The organism is Pseudoalteromonas maris, assembly GCF_049257235.1.
Classification (GTDB): domain Bacteria; phylum Pseudomonadota; class Gammaproteobacteria; order Enterobacterales; family Alteromonadaceae; genus Pseudoalteromonas.
The window spans coordinates 89,899-108,100 of the sequence record NZ_JBMMUF010000004.1; the positions used below are offsets into that span (position 1 = coordinate 89,899).

Below are 18,202 nucleotides of genomic sequence, written 5' to 3' on the forward strand. Positions count from 1 at the left end.
GCCACTTATTAAAGTGGCTTTTTTTATATCTTTTTTTTGTGCTTCACAGGTAGCGCTATAGGCGTAGAACAAAGGGGCTAGATGTATTCAAAAACCTTGATAACACGCTCCACACCTGAAATATTACGGGCGATATTAACAGCCTCTTCAGCCTCAGTCTTGTTGACTAAGCCCATCAAAAATACTTCACCATTTTCAGTGATCACTTTGATGTTACTACCGCTCACATTTTCAGCTGCAAGAAGCTGTGACTTCACCTTTGAAGTAAGCCAAGTATCGTGGCTTTGTGTCGTGATGCTGGTCGGTGAGCCTACGCGCAACTGATTATGAAGACGGCGTACGCCTTGCACTTTCTCCACTGCGGTTTGCGACATTGACTTGAGTTGCTCAGAGGGGACTTGACCAAGAAGCAAGACAATGCCGTTGTAGCTGACAACTGTGGCATTGGTGTCTTTGCGTTCGCCTGTGACTTCTTTGATAGCAAGCGTTGCCTTTATTTCGATGTTATTGTCGTCAATTTGGCTGCCAATAGTACGGCGGTCGTTTGCTGACGTTACTGCACCGGCAGTTCCGGCAACAACTGCAGCTGCACAGCCTTGAAGTAGAACACTGCTCACAACAATTGCTAAGAGGTGTTTGTTATTCATTTATTCTTCTCCTTGTGGGAACAGAGTCATATCGATAAGCTCACTTAAGCAATGCAAGTTCACGAGGTGCGACTCTAAAATACGGCTAGGGCGTTTTGCTGGAATGCGGATTTCAACATCACTGGCATTAAGAAGGCCCGCCAGTTCGCCACCGTCGTCACCAACAAGTGCGATTACGGTCATATCTTTGGTTAATGCCGCTTCCACCGCGCTTATAATTGACTTTTCATTGCCATTGATGGCCAAAACCAACAATAAATCACCTTGCTCGCCCAACGCTCTAATTTGTCTTGCATAGATGTCTCTGGCCTTAGTGCCTGATGCAGTAGAGCTCAAATTCATTGCGTGAGCTGACAAAGAGATTGCTGGTAAACATGGGCGTTCAGTTTCGTAATGATTGACCAGTAACCCCGCGAAATGATCACTCAACATATGGCAGCTTGATGCGCCACAGCACAGCAATTTATTGCCATTAATTAATGCTTGGGCAATTGATATAGCACCTGACTCCAATGCGCTGGGCAATACTTCCCCAGCGGCGATTTGGGCTTGGATGCTCTCTGTGAATAGTGTTTTTATTTGTTCTTGCATTTACAGTACGTTCTTAATCCAATGGAATTGCGTATCTTGCTGTCCGTCGATGGCAACATAGTCTGCACGCAGTGTGCAGTGCATGAGATCATGCTTTTGTACGTAGTGGGCAATGGTTTTACGCAATCGCCCCTGTTTCTTTGGAGTTAGCGCCCAAAGTGCGCCACCAAAACTACCATGTTTGCGAAATTTTACTTCAACAAATACCCAAGTGGCGCCATCTTTCATTATTAAATCCACTTCACCATAACGGCAGTGATAATTAGTTGTAACTGGAGTTAACCCCTGCGTCACTAAATAATCTTGTGCAAGGCGCTCATAATGCTGCCCCTTGTGTCGACTGTGGCGCCATTCCTTCGGTTGCCAAAACATCTTCAGTTCCTTGTGATTTCAGCGCCTCTTTTTGTAGGGGCTGAGGTGTAATGTGCTCCAGAGTAACAGGGGTAATTTTTCTAGCATCATACCTTGCCCAGAGCAGGTGTCTTACTATTTCTCCTGTCGTGTTGACACTGAGCGCACCAGTTAGCCCGCTTACTCGCTTGCCAGGAAGCATACTAAGTTGGCGTAATTCAGGAATGATAGCAATAGCATCAAACCCCATTGCGAATAAGCGTTGCTCCAAGTCACCTTTATTAGGCCAAAGCTGCTCAACGGTTTCTCTAAGTTGCCTGTTGTTTAGGTTAGCAACGCCTGATGTGGGCAACATCCACGGCAACTCGGTAAAATACAATCCACTTAAATCACGTTTATCCGTGCTATCAATTTGTGTGCTGTGACTCTTAGAGCTCGCGTAAAGAGGGATCCGCTCAACAAAGGTACTTACATTCACATCTAAGTAGGGCTTGAGCAGGCGTGTTTGCGTCGCATCTGCTAAGAAGTAGACAACATCAATGTCCCTGCGCGAGCGAGTCTCACTCTCAACTTTTGCTTTGAACAGACGTTTAATCGCATCAATGCGTTGTTCGCTTTGTCCAACTTCCAGCAGTTCAGTAATGACGGATTCCATCTCCTCATTACTTTTGTATAAGCCCACTATTGGAGCTTGCTTGTTATAGCGCAGCCATTGCTCGGTAAAGTACTGTGTAAGACGCTCGCCAGTACGATCTGCTGTTGATAGCAGTAATGGCTTTTCAAAACCTCTTGCCATAAAGTGCGCTAGCGCTTGATCTAATTCATGTTCAGGGGCTAGAGCAAAGTAAAAATGTTCACTTGATTGGCGCTCGACATCAACTCGGTTGAGGTAAATGCTGGCAAGTCCTTCAAGCAAGCCAGATTGCTCAAAGCGATTGATGTTTGCTTTTAACAAAGGGCCCACTGCGAAATCGAGTTCATGGGTTTGCACTGCAGTGCGAATGTCGTCATCCGACGCGTTAGCATCGATAAAATAGACGTTTTCAAATTGATGCTTATCCAGTGCCGCCATTATACCGCTTTTAACTGCGTCTCCAAGCGCTCGGTTGGCACCTGTAAGCGGCAGGAATACACCTAAGTTCTTCACTGCAAAAGGCTCGACTTCCATCAATTGCGCTACTTTCTCATCAAGCGCAAACGCCGCTGGGTGATCCACAAATTTGCGACGCCAGTTGTTGGTGGCACTGTGCAGCTCAATAGGTGAACCTAAATAGATTTGTTTAATTTGTGCAAGTTGCGACCAGCCTCTTTGTATATCAGAGCCAGAGTCCAATTTTTGCAGTTGCGTTAAGCTTAGTGACTGTAAGCTTGACCACAGTATTGGATTAACAGTTTGATTTCCAAAGCTTGCATCACCAGCAGCATCTGCGGCGCGCAGCAAAAATGGGATGGCTTGAGTATTTAATTGCATTGCACTGTAGGCCGAGCCTTGCACTAATTGATGCCAATAATACTCGCTTGGCGTATCTAATAAGGCTTGAAGCTTCTTGGTCTCAAGCAAAGCTAGTTGTGGCTGACCTTGCTGTAACTGCGCAAAAGCAGACACTAATCGCGCTTGAATGCGCTCATTTGGAAAATAGCGAGACAAGGTATCACTGGCTTGTTGTAAGGTAAGCCAATCTTGCTCCTCAAGGGCGAGCGTTTGTGCTGCAATTAATTTATTTTGTTGCGCAGCAGCGTTTAACGTTAGCGCCTGTTGATAAGTTTCTTGCGCTGTATAAGTCGGTGCAACTTCAGGTTCACTGGTGTTTACGGTCTGAATTTCACTTTCTTCGAGCTTTTGTGTTGTGCTACAGGCCGATAAGCCTGACAATAACACCATAAAAGCAATTGATTTGAGTCGCACAGTCTTTACATTCCAATTGGTCATCGTGTGATTCGCTTATCTTACTGACTGATGCAGGAGAGCTCAATGTCCAATGTGGATATTTCAACCGATCTTCAACACACCAGTGCGGGAACATTATATATTGTTGCCACGCCCATCGGTAATTTGGAAGACATTAGCCAGCGTGCCATCAAGACCCTATCAGAGGTGGACTTAATAGCGGCTGAAGACACACGCCATACAGCAAAGCTTCTGTCTCATTTGGGGATCAGTAAGCGTACAATGGCCCTGCATGACCATAACGAGAAGCAAAAAGCACAGCAGGTTGTTGATTGGTTATCGCAAGGGTTGAATGTGGCGTTGGTGAGTGATGCAGGAACGCCACTTATCAGCGACCCTGGCTACGCCCTAGTTAGTTTATGTCGTGAACAAGGTGCTACCGTTACGCCAATTCCTGGCGCGTGCGCGGCGATAGCTGCGGTGAGTTGCTCTGGGTTACCAACAGATAAGTTTCAGTTCGTGGGCTTTTTGCCAGCCAAAAGTAAGGCGCGACAGGAGTTTTACACCCGAGCTTATGAGTCTGGCATGACCAGTATTATGTACGAGAGTACGCACCGAATCATGGCGAGTCTCAATGATTTAAAAGAGGCGTTGGGTGCCCATCAGCAAGTGGTGCTAGCTAAAGAACTAACCAAAAGCTTTGAAACCTTTTTTAATGGCACTGTGACAGAGCTGATTGCATTTTTAGAGCAAGACACTGCACGTCAAAAAGGCGAGATTGTGTTGATGCTACCGGGTCAGCCTGACCAAAGCAGTGACATTAATCCTGAGGCACTGAAATTAATTGAGCTATTAAAGGCTGATATGCCGCTTAAGAAAGCCTGTGGCATTGCTGCTGAATATTTTGGCCTTAAGAAAAATGCGCTCTATAAGAGTATCTTAGAACAGCAATAGCCTCTTTAAGTAAAAGTATCTCATGGCTAGGTTCAACTTCGCCTAGCTAGTTTCAGGTAAATAAGTATAATACCGCGCAGAGTCGGCTAGATAATCGCTGCCTGTGACGAAAATGATCAGGGGGAGGAAAGTCCGGGCTCCACAGGGCAGGGTGCCAGTTAACGGCTGGGGGGCGCAAGCCTACGACAAGTGCAGCAGAGAGGAGACCGCCAACTTCGGTTGGTAAGGGTGAAAGGGTGCGGTAAGAGCGCACCGGGCCACTGGTAACAGTTGGTTGCAAGGTAAACTCCACCCGGAGCAAGACCAAATAGGGTTCCTTATGGTGTGGCCCACATCGGAACCGGGTAGGTTGCTTGAGCCTTGGAGTGATCCAAGGCCTAGACGAATGATTATCCACGACAGAACCCGGCTTATAAGCTGACTCATCAATTTTAGTAGCCGCTTGATTTGCTTATGTAAAACAAGCGGCTTTCTAAAATTCTCGCCAATTCAATCATCTGCCAGGGCATTTCCTTTTTCACTTTTTGTGTGATGTGTGCCAACCTATAAAAAATAGTGGTTAGCTGTCATAAAAAATGCTCTTTGTTAATGCGCATCAAGAAAATCTGAAGCCATTAATAAAAGAAAACCATACCTACATATTGCTCATTACCACACAAGCAAGGATGACTATGCGCAGAATATTTGTATTCATACTTTTTACACTGGTTAGTTGCAGTAGTTTGGCCGTCACTGTTGAGGGGGCACACAAGGCACCTCAAGAGGTGGTTAAATATTTACAAGAGATAGCCCAAACAGCAAAGCTAGACTCACTCAGTATATCATCCGGCAGTCGCAGCGCGGCGAAGCAGGCACAGGTTATGTATGATTACTACTTAGCTGCAGGGGCGGCAAATTGTAAATGTGCTGATTGCTCGACGTTTTCTGTGCGTAAGGCGTGCGCATTAATGTCTTATGACTCTATCGGTGATGCAGCTATCGAGGCCATTACCGACGGGGGCAACAGAGAAAAATCAATTAGCCAAATGACGCAGGTTATCTTAACTGAGGTTGCAGCAATGGGGGAGCAGCGTAATCAAATGGCGCATGTGCCCCTGAAAGGGCGTTATGCTGTTGATATTAAGCCCTCTTCTATCGCTGATCATAAATCATTTAAGGCGGCAGTGATGAAGCATAAAGCAGTTATCAAGAGTCGCTTCTATTGGCCAGGCAAACCAGATGGACCGGGCGAGAGTGCATACCATATCGAATTCACTATCAGTGATTGATTACAATCGCGAGTATTGTGTTGACTAATAATTATTAGTGCATAATCACAGCGATTTACTCATATATCGCTAAACTTACAATAATCTATTGGCTATTCAGCCCAACGACTTTGTGAGTGAAATCAATGGCAACTATTACATTTCATGGTGCGGCGCAAGAGGTGACAGGGTCATGTCACTTGGTGCGCTCAGACGCATTTGGTGAACTCCTACTTGATTGCGGGTTACATCAAGGGATCAGGGCAAAACATCTCATTTCTCGCGATCAATTTGAATTTACTCCGAGCACGGTAGATATGGTTGTGCTCTCTCATGCGCATTTAGATCACAGTGGCCGTCTACCTTCTTTAGTACATGACGGTTTCGATGGGCCGATTTATTGCACTCAAGCTACCGCGCAGTTGCTCCCCATTATGTTGTTTGACGCATGGAGTTTGTACGAAAGTGACTTGCGTCGAGAGAACCGCAAGCGTGCACGCAAAGGTAAACCTGAAATAGTCGCTCAGTACGCTAAAGAAGATGTACTCAATGTTTTAGAGCTACTTAAACCTTTGCCCTATAAAAAGACAACAAGCATAACTCATGACGCTAGCGTATGTTTTTATGACGCGGGTCATATTCTTGGCTCAGCCATTATTGAGTTGAAGTTTAATGATGAAGGTGTGCAAAAGACGTTAGTGTTCTCAGGTGATCTCGGTAACAAAGACACGTTACTCATGAATGACCCAACACTGTTGGAGCATGCTGATATTGTGCTGATGGAGGGCACTTATGGCGATCGCGAGCACAAATCGCTTGGGGATACGCAAACCCAGTTCAAAGAAATATTAAAAGACGCATTTGCAAAAGGTGGTAACGTAATGATCCCTGCCTTTGCCGTAGGTAGAACGCAAGAGTTACTAATGTATTTGGGTAAGTTGCAACAAGCGGGGGAGTTGGATAATTGGCAGATATTTCTCGACAGTCCAATGGCGATAGAGGTAACCAGTGTTTATGATCAGTGGTTGCCCATACTGGACTGTGAGGGAGTAAAAACACTGTGCACTGGCGAGCAAACGTTACTGAAAGACTTTCTTTCAAAGCTTCACCTCATGGTGGCTGCAGAAGATTCAATGGCGATAAACAAAATAAGTAAAGGTGCGCTGATTATTGCAGGGAGTGGCATGTGTACAGGAGGGCGTATTACTCATCACTTTAAACATCGCATATGGGATAGTCGTAACACGATTATTTTTGTGGGTTATCAAGCAAATGGTACGCTTGGGCGCATTTTGGTTGAAGGCGCAGGACACGTTAAATTGTTTGGCGATGATATTATCGTCAAAGCTAACATTGAAACGCTTGGTGGATTCTCTGCTCATGCTGGGCAGCGGGCACTGATTGATTGGCTTACCCATTTTAAATCAAATCCCAAAGTAGTGCTTGTTCATGGCGAGTTTGACGCCTTGCAGACATTAGCGAGTCGCCTTGACCATGTGCACAACATTCATGCAGATGTTCCTGTTTTAGGTGAGGCTATTTCTTTTTAAGGTATGGTATCTGTGCATAGCCACCACCAAAGGCAACCTATACGGCTTTATGAGTATGCTAATTTTTAGCGTCGTTTATGCTAATTTCCCGCATTACATTTAACAAAAATGCACACTAAACTAGACCCCATATTTTTTGGAGGTGTGTATGAAAATCTTACAAGCGCTAAAAGCTCAGCCTACTCAAGATGGCGATGGCGTTAACATCCAACGCATCGCTGGCTTTGATGGTCGCTTACTTGATCCTTTTTTGATGATAGACGAACTGAAGTCGGATAATCGCCAAGATTTTATCGGTGGCTTTCCTGCGCACCCACATCGGGGCATTGAAACATTCACCTACATTATTAAAGGTGGATTTGAACACCAAGATCAAATGGGCAACAAGAAGGCGATTCGTAGTGGTGATGTGCAGTGGATGAGCACAGGGCGAGGGGTTGTTCATAGCGAAATGCCATTAGCCGAGGCACAGGGTCTTCATGGCTTTCAAATATGGATAAACATGGACGCCAAAGACAAAATGAATGAACCCTCGTATCAAGACTCGACAGACGGTGGCTTACCTGAGCACGCTAATGGTCAAGGTGCGACGCTCAAAGCATTAGCAGGGCACTGGCACTTTGCCAGCGAAGTGGTGCAGTCACCGCTTACACGCTTATCTAGTGAGGCAGCGATAGGTGATGTTTCAATGCAAGCGAGCGCTCACTTTAAAATGGGTGCACTGAACAGCGAAACAGCATTGGTGTATATCCACTCAGGGTCGTTAAAAGTGGATGGCAATACCTATGAGCAAGGGACGCTATTTGTGCTCGACCCTCGCTCACCACTGCATGCTAGTAGCGATGAACAAAGTGGCTTTTTAATATTACGAGGCCAACCTCTGCGCCAGCCAATAGCGCATTGGGGACCGTTTGTAATGAATACCAAAGAGCAGCTGCACCAAGCTGTAGAAGATTATCGAAATGGGCGCTTCGGCGCGATAAGCTAGCGAGGAGGTCACATGGGTTTACTTGTAGAAGGTCAATGGCACGACAAGTGGTATGACACCAGTGCTAATAAGGGCCAGTTTAAACGCGAAAGTGCGCAGCTGCGCAATTGGATCACAGCCGATGGGAGTGCTGGCCCAAGCGGTGAAGCGGGTTTTAAGGCTGAAAAAGGCCGTTATCATTTGTATGTGTCCTTGGCGTGTCCTTGGGCACATCGCACGCTTATCTTTCGAGCGCTAAAGGGCTTAGAAGACTATATTAGTGTGTCAGTAGTGAGTCCTGACATGCTGGCGCACGGATGGACGTTCGATACAGCTACTGGAAGTACAGGAGACAGCCTGTATCAAAGCCAGTTTATGCATCAAATTTATACGCGTAATAATGCCAAATACAGTGGCAGAGTAACCGTTCCCGTGCTTTGGGATAAGCAGCAACAGCGTATTGTGAGTAATGAGTCAGCGGAGATCATCCGTATGTTTAACAGTGCATTTAACCATTTAACTGACAATCAACTCGATTTTTACCCAGCATCTTTACGTGAGCAAATCGATGAAGTGAACGATTTTGTTTATGACAAAATCAACAATGGGGTTTATAAAGCCGGGTTTGCGACAACACAGGCGGCCTATGAGCAAGCGTATGAGAGCGTGTTTGCTGCATTGGATACGTTAGAAACACGTTTAAGCAAGCAACGTTATCTTGTAGGTGAGCAACTTACCGAGGCGGATTGGCGTCTATTTACGACTTTAATTCGTTTTGATGCGGTGTACTTTGGGCACTTTAAGTGTAATCAGCGCATGATCGAGAGTTATGAGAACATTTCTCAGTATGTTCGCGACTTATATCAAGTGCCGCACGTGGCGCAGACCGTTAATTTTGAGCATATCAAGCGTCATTATTACTTTAGCCACACGATGATTAATCCTACTCAGGTTGTGCCAGTGGGTCCCAAAGTGGATTACACTCGCCCTCACAATAGAACCTTTATGAAGTGATGGTTATACCAATCAACTTAACTAGCACATCATTTATCCAGCGCTATATATGACCACATATTTATGCTGCTGTAACAAAAACGCCAGCATCATGCTGGCGTTTTTGTTACAGCAGCAACTTTGCAACGCGAAACGCATCACGGACGAGACTATTTCTCGCAAAGCCTATTAAGACCCCCGCCAAAAACGCCGCGATGAGTCCTGGTGGCTGAGTTGCCAAAGTACCCACTTGCTCTTTGAGCTCAGTTTTTTCAATGGCTAATAACTGCTTTCTAATTAGCGCTTGCTCTTGCAGCAGCTGTGCATAAGCACTGTGCTTCTCAAATAGAAGTTTACTCAGCATCATCTTTTTCCTTCGAGTGTTTAGATGTGAGCACATGCAAGGTTTTACTAAAGCCAATATGGGCAATAGCATCAACTAGCTGCATGGCTAACCACCAAATGAACAGAATTTGCAAAGCAATAACTACGGTGACACTAAGCAATAGCGAGTGCCATAGCGAAAAAATGCCATAACCGATAGCTGCAAGTGCGCTAAACCATATGAATGTGGCACTCACCGCCATCACCACAATGAGGGCAATAATGGTCACAACAGCGCGAAGGCTAAGTTGCGCTTCTGTTTTCGCTAACTCACTTACACACTGAGCTTGAGCCGCATGGTGAGATAGATAGCGAGTGAGAGCAGCCTTCAAAGCACTAAAAGTAACATCATCTTCGGGCTTTTGAGTGTGCGTGTTTGCTGATGAGTCCATTATTTGCGGCTCAATAATGATGAAAATATCATGCCAGCTAAAAAGGCTAGGCCAGCACAAAGCAATGGGTTCTCCTTGATAAAACCTTTGGTTTTAGCGATTGATTCCGCTAGATCATGCTCAAGTTGCTGTTTTTGCTCGGTTGCACGTGCAGATGATTGTGTTGCTTGGGTGCGCACATATTCTTCGGCACTCGCTGCCTTAGCTGCAAATTTATCAATTGCTTCATGTGCCACTTTTGCTGCTTCTTGAGTTGTAGGGGATGGGTAATTATTACCTTGAGATTGCTCTGGGTTGTTATTCACTGTGCTCTCCTAAAAACCAAATTGGGCGAAACTTAAGCACGCGATGTGTGTTTACAATGGATGTGAAAACATACACTTAGCGTCAGTTAAAATTACTCCTTTAAGGCTAGTATAAAATTATCATTTTGTACCTATTTTGCATCATTAGATTACGTTAATTGAAAACAGGTTTTTGTTTAAAAAATAATCTTGTTTGTTCTGGGTAAGATTCTGATCCACTTTTTTCCACCTAATTCATAAACTTCCCTTCAGACCGCATTTTTTCTGGCCTTAAGCGCGGGTCAAGATATTTTCATTGCTTGACAAAAAGCCTTGTCAAGCCCTAGACTGTAGTTCAGTGGGAAATTGTGGGTAATTGTGGATCAATGTGGATCAACAGCCTGCAAAAAATAACAGCAACAAAACGGATGGCATATCACATATGTTTCGCGGCACAAGCACACTCAGCCTTGATGACAAGGGCAGGTTTGCGATACCTACCAAGTATCGTAATCAGCTGCTTGCGGATCATGGCGGCGAAATTATATGCACCATTAATATCAGTGATCCGTGTTTATTGCTGTATCCCCTAAGTGAGTGGCAACTCGTTGAACAACGCCTCGCATCTCTGTCAAACATGAAACCACGAGCCAAGCGTATGCAACGTTTGGTTTTGGGTAACGCCATGGACTACCAACTTGATAAAAATGGCCGTGTACTGCTTGCGCCTAATCTGCGTGATTATGCCCAGTTGGGTAAGAAAATCGTGCTGGTGGGACAGCTCAATAAGTTTGAGATTTGGGATGAAACATTGTGGCAGCAGCAAATGCAAAACGACATTGCCCTCGAGCTAGGACAAGAATTTGAACAGGATGATGATCTTGCTGATTTTTCATTCTAAACCGGCGGATAAATCCACCACAAATCCAAAGGGTATGAGTAACGCATGAGCGAAGAATTTCAACATATTTCCGTGTTAATGACGGAAACCATCGAAGCACTAGCGATTAAGCCAGACGGCATCTACATCGATGGTACTTTTGGCCGTGGCGGCCATTCAGCAGAAATTCTCGCGCGTTTGGGGGAAAACGGACGCTTACAAGCCATTGACCAAGATCCTACAGCGATTAAAGCCGCTGAGCGCTTTGCTGATGATGCACGTTTTAGCATTGCACATAGCCGTTTTTCACGTCTTGATGAAGTGGCCCGTGAGCAAGGACTTACAGGCAAGGTGGACGGAATTTTGTTGGACATCGGCGTTTCGTCACCACAGTTAGATGACGCTGACCGTGGCTTTAGTTTCATGAAAGACGGCCCGTTGGATATGCGCATGAACCCGACACAAGGTCGTAGCGCGGCTCAGTGGCTTGAAGAAGCTGAGCTTGAAGACATGGTGTTTGTGTTTAAAAAATACGGTGAAGAAAAATTCGCTCGTCGAATTGCCACCAAAATCATAGAAACACGTGAGCACACAGCGATTACATCAACGGCGCAACTGGCGCAGTTAATTGATGAAGCGGTGCCTGTAAAAGACAAGCATAAGCACCCAGCAACACGTACGTTCCAAGCGATCCGTATTTATATCAACAGCGAGCTTGAAGAGATTCAAACAGCGCTACAAGCATCACTTGAAGTACTAAAGCCAGGTGGTCGATTAGTGGTAATTTCCTTCCACTCATTGGAAGACAGAATTGTAAAACAGTTTATTAAAAAACAGAGCAAGGGAGAGGCTGTGCCTAGAGGTCTGCCGTTAACAGACGCACAACTAAAACAGCAGTTGACGTTAAAGGCAGTAGGCAAAGCCATTAAGCCGAGCGATGAAGAAATCGCTCGCAATAGCCGTGCGCGCAGCTCCGTCCTACGTGTAGCCGAGAGATTGGGATGAGCCAACAACAAACAAGACGCCATCCAAATCTCTTCGTCGAAATTATACGGGGATTGTTTGACCATAAAATAACGTTGGGGCTGCTTTTTTCTATCTTGGTAACTGCGTTTGCCATCGTACAGGTGACGCATTTATCACGCGCAAAATTGATTGCGCAAGACAAGCTATTACAAGAGCGCGATGAACTCGATTTAAATTGGCGCTACTTGTTAGTTGAAGAAGAGTTTTACTCGCAACACGCTCGTATTGAGCAAATTGCAACAGAACAATTAAATATGAAACGCCCAACCAGCGAAGATGAAGAAGTGGTGATCGTGCAATGAATGCCAGCAAACGCAAAAAGGCAGCAAATAACCTAATAACATGGCGCTTTTTACTTGTATGCGGTGCTGTGGTGTTGGTGTTTGTCACCCTTGTTGCGCGTGCCGCTTACTTACAAGTCATTGAGCCTGATAAAGCGCGTAGTGAAAACGCCAAACGTACGGTACGTATTGAAAAGCTTCATGTGCAACGAGGCATGATCTTTGACCGTCAAGGCAAAGAGCTTGCGGTCAGTGTGCCCGTAGTGAGTGTCTATGCTGACCCAAAAGCGATAGATAAATACCTACAACGAAAAGTGACTGCCAGAGCCAAAAAGCAAGGGCAGGACCCACAAGACATACTCGATAGGCCAGCCCAGTTGGCCAAGCTCAAAGCTGATTTCTACAAACAAGATATGCGTTGGCGTGAACTGGCCGACGTTTTGCGTCTTGAGCGTACTAATGTTGATACTCGTTTGACGGGCGATAAAGACCGCCGTTTTATTTACTTAAAACGCCAAGTGACTCCTGCGGTTGCCAATTATATTGATGATCTGAATCTACCAGGCGTACACCTACTCGATGAATCAAAACGTTACTACCCTGCTGGTGAGGTAACTGCTCACGTACTTGGCTTTACCAATATTGACGGCCACGGTATCGAAGGTATTGAAAAGCTCTATGATGAAGCACTGACTGGCACAGAAGGCCGCCGCACTATTCGTAAAGATGCGCGAGGTCGTGAAGTCGCTGTACTTGATGAACGCCAACGCGTAGAACCTGAGAACATTCAGTTATCTATCGATCAGCGTATTCAGGTTATTGCCTATAAAGCATTAAAATCTGCAGTGCTCACGTACAAGGCTACGTCAGGTTCGGCGATGGTGGTTGACGTCAAAACGGGTGAAATTTTGGCGATGGTGAATAGCCCATCGTTCAACCCTAATAATCTCGAAGATGCTGCGCCACACAAGCGTCGTAACCGCGCTATCACCGATTTATTTGAGCCCGGCTCAACGATTAAACCGTTGTCGATTTTGGCTGGTATGGACTACGGCAATATTCGCGCACATGACACCATTGATACGTATCCAGGGTGGATGCGCGTCGGCGGAAGTTTAGTTCAAGATACGCAAAACCATGGCGAGATGACGTTGCGTGAAATCTTAAAAGTCTCAAGCAACATGGGGGTCGCAAAGATCTCCCAAGATTTGCCTAAAGATTACTTCGTAGGTTTGTTTGAGCGTGTTGGTTTTGGCAGTGACACGGGCACTGGGATGGTCGGTGAAAGCAGCGGCTTGTTCTACCCGAACCGCCGTTGGTCAGATTTCGAAATTGCGACCTTATCATTCGGCTATGCCATTTCAGTAAGCACTGCACAGCTTGCGCGCTTTTATGCCACTTTGGGTTCAGGTGGTATTTCCCGTCCATTGACCATTTTAAAACAAGAACAGCCCATGCATGGGGAGCGCGTTTTCCAAGAGCACGATGTAAAATCTGTGGTTGAAATGATGGAAAGTGTGTTCGAAAAAGGCGGCACAGCATCGAAAGTGAAAGTGGATGGTTATCGCGTTGCCGGAAAAACAGGAACCTCGAAAAAGGCGGTTGCTGGCGGTTATGGTGATGAATATGTTGGTTATTTTGCTGGCATAGGCCCTGTGAGCGATCCACGTCTTGCGGTGGTCGTGATGATCAACGAACCGGGCGGTGATGTGTATTATGGCGGTGCTACTGCAGGCCCTGCCTTCGCTGAAATTATTTCCAATGCGCTGCGTATTTTGAACGTGGCGCCAGATTTAGAACCCGTTGCCAACCTAGCAGTAAAAGGAGGTGGAGATGCGTAATCTTCGCGAAGTACTCGCCCCTTGGGGAATAGATACCGAGATAGGCTTGGTTAATGAGTTACAACTAGATAGTCGTCGCGTGAGTAGCGGCGATGTGTTTGTCGCAATCAAAGGTCATCAGCTTGATGGTGGTCAGTTTGTAAAGCAAGCAATTGAGCGCGGCGCTAATGCAGTGATAGCAGATGCTCGCTGCGAATTAAATTACCAAGATGAACGCGTGATTGTTGTGGAGCGCTTGAGTCTACGTTTGAGCGAGCTAGCTGCACAATTTTATGGTCAGCCAAGTCATGCCTTTGATTTAGTCGGTGTGACCGGCACCAATGGTAAATCATCGACAACGGCAATGATTGCCCATTTGGCCAAGCACTGCGCTAAGAGCTCCGCGATAATCGGTACACTCGGATGGGGTGAGCCTGAGCACTTGCATACACTGGCTAACACCACTCCTTCGAGTGTGGAATTACAACAGATATTTGCGCAGCTAAAAGAACAACAAAAAGACTTGGTGGCGATGGAGGTATCGTCTCATGGATTAATCCAAGGGCGCGTTAGCAACAGTCGTTTTAAAGCGGCTGTATTCACCAATCTATCTCGAGATCACCTTGACTATCATGGCGATATGCAAAGCTATGCTGATGCCAAACTTATTTTAATGCGTGACTGTGACGCCGAGTTTGTGGTGCTCAATCAAGATGATGGTGTTGCCCAACAGTGGATAGAGAAGTATCCGTTTGAATTGCTTATTTGTTACGGCCGCAAAACGCTACCACCACAGCAAGGTCAATATGTGTATTTCGATGACGTTACCTTTTTGCCAAATGGCATAAAGGCACACATCAGCAGCAGCTGGGGGGATGGCGACATTGAGTTACCTCTGTATGGTGAATTCAATCTTTACAACGCCTGCGGTGCCATGGCCACCTTATTGGGATTAGGTTACCCATTGGCGCAGCTACTAGATGGCTGTAAGCAATTACAGCCGATTGCTGGTCGTATGCAAGCTTACACAGCGAACAACGGCCCAACGTGTGTTGTTGATTATGCCCATACCCCAGACGCACTGGAGCTGGCACTCAAAGCGTTACACAATCATGCCAAAGGGAAAGTGACTTGCGTGTTTGGTTGTGGCGGTGACAGAGATAAAGGCAAGCGCCCGATGATGGCTAAAGCGGCACAAAAATATGCCCAGCGCATTGTTGTAACCAGTGATAATCCGCGCAGTGAAGACCCACAAGCGATTTTAGACGATATAAAAACAGGTTTTAGTGCCAACGTGGACGTGCAGTACGAAGTAGACAGAGCAAAAGCCATCACTATGGCTATTACCCAAGCGCAACCGGGTGACATTGTATTGGTTGCGGGAAAAGGCCACGAAGATTATCAGATTATTGGCGATCAAACATTGGCGTTTTGTGACCGAGCACTTGTACAGCAAGTATTGGCACAAGGAGGCCGCGTATGATCAAGATGGATTTAAACTGGCTAGCCAAGGCACTTGAAATCAGTCTTATTGGTGATAACTGTGATGTTACCAATATCAACACCGATACCCGTACGCTTAAACAAGGCGAAGTGTTCTTGGCACTTAAAGGACCGAACTTTGATGGCCATAAGTTCATTGATGTTGCCGAGCAGCAAGGTGCGGTGGCTGTTATTGTTGATCATCAAGTGGAAACAAATTTACCGCAACTCGTGGTGCAAGATACTCGTATTGCGCTGGGAGTGATTGGTGCGGCAGTAAAAGCACAAGTAGCGCCTAAAACCATCGCAATCACAGGCAGTGTAGGTAAAACCACAGTCAAAGAAATGTGCGCTGCGATCGTAGCGACCAAGGGCTCAGTGCTTGCTACCAACGGGAACTTCAACAATGACATTGGTGTACCACTGACCTTGTTACGTCTTGAAGAGCATCACGAGTATGCAGTGATTGAACTCGGTGCCAACCACATTGGTGAAATTGCCTATACCGTTTCTCTGACAAAGCCTGATGTGGCCGTGGTCTGCAACGTTGCTGAAGCTCATCTTGAGGGATTTGGTTCCCTGCAAGGCGTTGCCACAGCCAAAGGTGAAATATTCCAAGGGTTGCCCGACAATGGCTTAGCTGTCATTAATGCTGATAGCGAATTCAAGCAACAGTGGCTTGATGCTATGGGGGCGCGCAAAGTAAAACAAATATCACGCACTGAGCAGCTTGATGTGTGGGCCGAAGATGTCACCCTCGATGCTTTTGCCCGCCCAACATTTATGTTATGCACCGCAGATGAGCGCGTGCAAATCAGCTTGCCAATGCCAGGTGAGCACAATGTTACCAATGTCATTATTGCAGCAGCACTCACCAGTGGTGTGGGATGTAACCTTGCAGATGTGGCAAAAGGTATTACCAACATGCAGCCAGTCAAAGGACGCGTGAACCTCAAAGAAGTCACAAGTCAGCTCACAGTCATTGATGATACTTACAATGCCAATGTGAGGTCGGTACAAGCTGCCATTGATTTACTTGCTAACGTCCCCGGATATCGGGTGTTGGCGCTCGGTGATATGAACGAACTCGGCGACGGGGCACGTGAATATCATCAACAAGTTGGCGAGTATGCCAAGCAAAAAGGTATTGAAGCCGTCTACTCTCTGGGCGTATTAAGCCGTTACGCCAGTGATGTCTATGAACAACCTGCACGCCACTTTTCTGGGCGCGACCAACTACTTGAGCAAATGCTTGCGGACTTCCGACATACACAAGAAAAAATAACGGTAGTCGTGAAGGGATCACGCAGTTCTCGCATGGAGCTTTTGGTTGAAGATTTAGTTGCGCATGGCACACAGTTAGCCAGCGAGGGAGAGAAGTAATGTTAGTTTGGCTAGCTGAATACCTAACCCAGTTCTACGGTGGGTTTAATGTTTTTTCATATTTAACGGTGCGAGCCATTCTCGGTATTTTGACCGCATTGATGTTGTCTTTGTACTTTGGTCCCAAGCTGATCAGAGCGCTTCAGCGCATGCAAATTGGTCAAACAGTGCGTGATGATGGACCGCAGTCGCATTTGAGCAAATCAGGTACGCCAACCATGGGTGGCTTGCTAATTTTAGGCTCTATTTTTGCCAGCACATTGCTGTGGGCGGACTTGAGCAACAAATACGTCTGGGCAACCTTGTTCGTAATCGGCTCACTGGGCATCGTTGGCTTTATTGATGACTACCGTAAAGTGATCCGCAAAGATCCTAAAGGTCTGATTGCAAAGTGGAAGTACTTTTGGCAATCGGTTATTGCTTTGATTGTTGCGTTTGCTTTGTATGCAAGCTCACAACAAGCGGCTGAAACAGCACTGATTGTGCCTTTTTTCAAAGATGTGATGCCGCAGTTGGGCTTGTTCTACATCGTGATGACTTATTTTGTTGTCGTAGGGACATCCAATGCGGTGAACCTCACCGACGGTCTTGACGGCTTGGCTATCGTACCGACTATTTTAGTGGCGTCAGCGTTGGCGATTATGGCTTATGTGACAGGCAACGCAAACTTCTCAAGCTATTTGCATTTACCGCATCTACCACTGACCAGTGAGTTAGTCGTTGTGTGTACGGCAATTGTAGGTGCTGGATTGGGTTTCCTGTGGTTTAACACGTACCCTGCGCAAGTATTTATGGGTGATGTTGGCTCACTAGCTCTCGGTGGTGCCCTTGGCATTATCGCGGTTCTAGTGCGCCAAGAGTTGGTGTTAGTGATTATGGGCGGCGTGTTCGTGATGGAGGCGTTGTCAGTGATATTACAAGTTGGCTCATACAAACTGCGTGGCGAGCGCATTTTCCGTATGGCACCTATTCACCACCATTACGAATTAAAAGGTTGGCCAGAGCCGCGGGTTATTGTCCGTTTTTGGATTATTTCTATAGTGCTGGTTCTCGCTGGATTAGCAACACTGAAGATTAGGTAA

The 18,202-nt window shown here is 46.1% G+C and carries 19 protein-coding genes and 1 other RNA gene; 13 read left to right on the top strand and 7 right to left on the bottom strand.

All coding sequences use genetic code 11. From position 1 onward, the window contains the following. Window positions 1–77 precede the first annotated feature (77 nt). From dolP to AAEU32_RS07330, 4 genes are read right to left on the bottom strand one after another with little or no spacing between them, the layout of a single operon-like run. Window positions 78–647, bottom strand: coding sequence for a division/outer membrane stress-associated lipid-binding lipoprotein (dolP, locus tag AAEU32_RS07315; protein ID WP_421969877.1), 570 nt, complete (start codon window positions 645–647; stop codon window positions 78–80). After that, window positions 648–1,238, bottom strand: coding sequence for an SIS domain-containing protein (locus AAEU32_RS07320; protein ID WP_421969878.1), 591 nt, complete (start codon window positions 1,236–1,238; stop codon window positions 648–650). Further along, entirely contained in the window at window positions 1,239–1,610 is a 372-nt protein-coding gene (locus tag AAEU32_RS07325; protein ID WP_421969879.1) for a YraN family protein, read from the bottom strand. Continuing rightward, window positions 1,555–3,519, bottom strand: a complete 1,965-nt coding sequence (locus AAEU32_RS07330; RefSeq protein WP_421969880.1) for a penicillin-binding protein activator — start codon at window positions 3,517–3,519, stop codon at window positions 1,555–1,557. The genes AAEU32_RS07325 and AAEU32_RS07330 overlap by 56 nt, the downstream gene beginning before the upstream one ends. A gap of 42 nt (window positions 3,520–3,561) precedes the next feature. Here AAEU32_RS07330 and rsmI point away from each other — a divergent pair, with 42 nt between their 5' ends. The 6 genes from rsmI (at window position 3,562) to AAEU32_RS07360 (ending at window position 9,209) form a co-directional block, all read left to right on the top strand. Continuing rightward, window positions 3,562–4,431, top strand: coding sequence for a 16S rRNA (cytidine(1402)-2'-O)-methyltransferase (rsmI, locus tag AAEU32_RS07335; RefSeq protein ID WP_421969881.1), 870 nt, complete (start codon window positions 3,562–3,564; stop codon window positions 4,429–4,431). 78 nt (window positions 4,432–4,509) lie between these two features. After that, window positions 4,510–4,860, top strand: an RNA gene (gene rnpB, locus AAEU32_RS07340) — RNase P RNA component class A. 242 nt (window positions 4,861–5,102) lie between these two features. Next, complete coding sequence (locus AAEU32_RS07345) at window positions 5,103–5,699, top strand: hypothetical protein (RefSeq protein WP_421969882.1); 597 nt, start codon at window positions 5,103–5,105, stop codon at window positions 5,697–5,699. Window positions 5,700–5,824: 125 nt separating this feature from the next. Further along, window positions 5,825–7,228, top strand: coding sequence for an MBL fold metallo-hydrolase RNA specificity domain-containing protein (locus AAEU32_RS07350; protein ID WP_421969883.1), 1,404 nt, complete (start codon window positions 5,825–5,827; stop codon window positions 7,226–7,228). Window positions 7,229–7,376: 148 nt separating this feature from the next. Further along, window positions 7,377–8,216: a pirin family protein gene (locus tag AAEU32_RS07355; protein ID WP_421969884.1), complete on the top strand. Its 840-nt coding sequence runs from the start codon at window positions 7,377–7,379 to the stop codon at window positions 8,214–8,216. 12 nt (window positions 8,217–8,228) lie between these two features. Beyond that, the gene (locus AAEU32_RS07360; protein WP_421969885.1) at window positions 8,229–9,209 is read left to right on the top strand and encodes a glutathione S-transferase family protein; all 981 of its coding nucleotides are present in this window, start codon (window positions 8,229–8,231) and stop codon (window positions 9,207–9,209) included. 106 nt (window positions 9,210–9,315) lie between these two features. Here the strand turns inward: AAEU32_RS07360 and AAEU32_RS07365 are convergent, their stop codons facing one another. The 3 genes from AAEU32_RS07365 to AAEU32_RS07375 are packed head-to-tail and all read right to left on the bottom strand — an operon-like array spanning window position 9,316 to window position 10,269. Continuing rightward, entirely contained in the window at window positions 9,316–9,555 is a 240-nt protein-coding gene (locus AAEU32_RS07365) for a hypothetical protein (protein WP_421969886.1), read from the bottom strand. After that, on the bottom strand, window positions 9,542–9,964 hold the full coding sequence (locus AAEU32_RS07370) for a hypothetical protein (protein WP_421969887.1): 423 nt from the start codon (window positions 9,962–9,964) through the stop codon (window positions 9,542–9,544). The genes AAEU32_RS07365 and AAEU32_RS07370 overlap by 14 nt, the downstream gene beginning before the upstream one ends. Then, entirely contained in the window at window positions 9,964–10,269 is a 306-nt protein-coding gene (locus AAEU32_RS07375; RefSeq protein ID WP_421969888.1) for a DUF883 domain-containing protein, read from the bottom strand. Before AAEU32_RS07375 ends, AAEU32_RS07370 begins: the two co-directional genes overlap by 1 nt. Before the next feature lie 421 nt (window positions 10,270–10,690). Between AAEU32_RS07375 and mraZ the strand changes: the two genes are divergently transcribed. The 7 genes from mraZ to mraY are packed head-to-tail and all read left to right on the top strand — an operon-like array spanning window position 10,691 to window position 18,202. Further along, window positions 10,691–11,149 carry a division/cell wall cluster transcriptional repressor MraZ gene (mraZ, locus tag AAEU32_RS07380; protein ID WP_421970093.1) on the top strand — a complete coding sequence of 153 codons (459 nt, stop codon included), beginning with the start codon at window positions 10,691–10,693 and terminating at the stop codon, window positions 11,147–11,149. A gap of 45 nt (window positions 11,150–11,194) precedes the next feature. Then, window positions 11,195–12,133, top strand: coding sequence for a 16S rRNA (cytosine(1402)-N(4))-methyltransferase RsmH (gene rsmH, locus AAEU32_RS07385; RefSeq protein ID WP_421969889.1), 939 nt, complete (start codon window positions 11,195–11,197; stop codon window positions 12,131–12,133). Continuing rightward, window positions 12,130–12,456, top strand: coding sequence for a cell division protein FtsL (ftsL, locus tag AAEU32_RS07390; RefSeq protein WP_421969890.1), 327 nt, complete (start codon window positions 12,130–12,132; stop codon window positions 12,454–12,456). The genes rsmH and ftsL overlap by 4 nt, the downstream gene beginning before the upstream one ends. Continuing rightward, window positions 12,453–14,276, top strand: coding sequence for a peptidoglycan D,D-transpeptidase FtsI family protein (locus AAEU32_RS07395; protein WP_421969891.1), 1,824 nt, complete (start codon window positions 12,453–12,455; stop codon window positions 14,274–14,276). Before ftsL ends, AAEU32_RS07395 begins: the two co-directional genes overlap by 4 nt. Then, the gene (gene murE, locus AAEU32_RS07400) at window positions 14,269–15,738 is read left to right on the top strand and encodes a UDP-N-acetylmuramoyl-L-alanyl-D-glutamate--2,6-diaminopimelate ligase (RefSeq protein WP_421969892.1); all 1,470 of its coding nucleotides are present in this window, start codon (window positions 14,269–14,271) and stop codon (window positions 15,736–15,738) included. The genes AAEU32_RS07395 and murE overlap by 8 nt, the downstream gene beginning before the upstream one ends. Then, window positions 15,735–17,120, top strand: a complete 1,386-nt coding sequence (locus tag AAEU32_RS07405; protein WP_421969893.1) for a UDP-N-acetylmuramoyl-tripeptide--D-alanyl-D-alanine ligase — start codon at window positions 15,735–15,737, stop codon at window positions 17,118–17,120. The genes murE and AAEU32_RS07405 overlap by 4 nt, the downstream gene beginning before the upstream one ends. Beyond that, complete coding sequence (gene mraY / locus AAEU32_RS07410) at window positions 17,120–18,202, top strand: phospho-N-acetylmuramoyl-pentapeptide-transferase (protein WP_421969894.1); 1,083 nt, start codon at window positions 17,120–17,122, stop codon at window positions 18,200–18,202. Before AAEU32_RS07405 ends, mraY begins: the two co-directional genes overlap by 1 nt.

Excerpts from the sequence above, each read along its gene's own strand:
- AAEU32_RS07360 (WP_421969885.1), top strand. The coding sequence starts at position 8,229 with ATGGGTTTACTTGTAGAAGGTCAATGGCACGACAAGTGGTATGACACC.
- AAEU32_RS07350 (WP_421969883.1), top strand. The coding sequence starts at position 5,825 with ATGGCAACTATTACATTTCATGGTGCGGCGCAAGAGGTGACAGGGTCA.
- AAEU32_RS07320 (WP_421969878.1), bottom strand. The coding sequence starts at position 1,238 with ATGCAAGAACAAATAAAAACACTATTCACAGAGAGCATCCAAGCCCAA.
- rsmH (WP_421969889.1), top strand. The coding sequence starts at position 11,195 with ATGAGCGAAGAATTTCAACATATTTCCGTGTTAATGACGGAAACCATC.
- ftsL (WP_421969890.1), top strand. The coding sequence starts at position 12,130 with ATGAGCCAACAACAAACAAGACGCCATCCAAATCTCTTCGTCGAAATT.
- dolP (WP_421969877.1), bottom strand. The coding sequence starts at position 647 with ATGAATAACAAACACCTCTTAGCAATTGTTGTGAGCAGTGTTCTACTT.
- murE (WP_421969892.1), top strand. The coding sequence starts at position 14,269 with ATGCGTAATCTTCGCGAAGTACTCGCCCCTTGGGGAATAGATACCGAG.
- AAEU32_RS07355 (WP_421969884.1), top strand. The coding sequence starts at position 7,377 with ATGAAAATCTTACAAGCGCTAAAAGCTCAGCCTACTCAAGATGGCGAT.
- AAEU32_RS07345 (WP_421969882.1), top strand. The coding sequence starts at position 5,103 with ATGCGCAGAATATTTGTATTCATACTTTTTACACTGGTTAGTTGCAGT.
- rsmI (WP_421969881.1), top strand. The coding sequence starts at position 3,562 with ATGTCCAATGTGGATATTTCAACCGATCTTCAACACACCAGTGCGGGA.
- AAEU32_RS07395 (WP_421969891.1), top strand. The coding sequence starts at position 12,453 with ATGAATGCCAGCAAACGCAAAAAGGCAGCAAATAACCTAATAACATGG.
- AAEU32_RS07365 (WP_421969886.1), bottom strand. The coding sequence starts at position 9,555 with ATGATGCTGAGTAAACTTCTATTTGAGAAGCACAGTGCTTATGCACAG.
- AAEU32_RS07370 (WP_421969887.1), bottom strand. The coding sequence starts at position 9,964 with ATGGACTCATCAGCAAACACGCACACTCAAAAGCCCGAAGATGATGTT.
- AAEU32_RS07325 (WP_421969879.1), bottom strand. The coding sequence starts at position 1,610 with ATGTTTTGGCAACCGAAGGAATGGCGCCACAGTCGACACAAGGGGCAG.
- AAEU32_RS07405 (WP_421969893.1), top strand. The coding sequence starts at position 15,735 with ATGATCAAGATGGATTTAAACTGGCTAGCCAAGGCACTTGAAATCAGT.
- AAEU32_RS07330 (WP_421969880.1), bottom strand. The coding sequence starts at position 3,519 with ATGACCAATTGGAATGTAAAGACTGTGCGACTCAAATCAATTGCTTTT.
- mraZ (WP_421970093.1), top strand. The coding sequence starts at position 10,691 with ATGTTTCGCGGCACAAGCACACTCAGCCTTGATGACAAGGGCAGGTTT.
- mraY (WP_421969894.1), top strand. The coding sequence starts at position 17,120 with ATGTTAGTTTGGCTAGCTGAATACCTAACCCAGTTCTACGGTGGGTTT.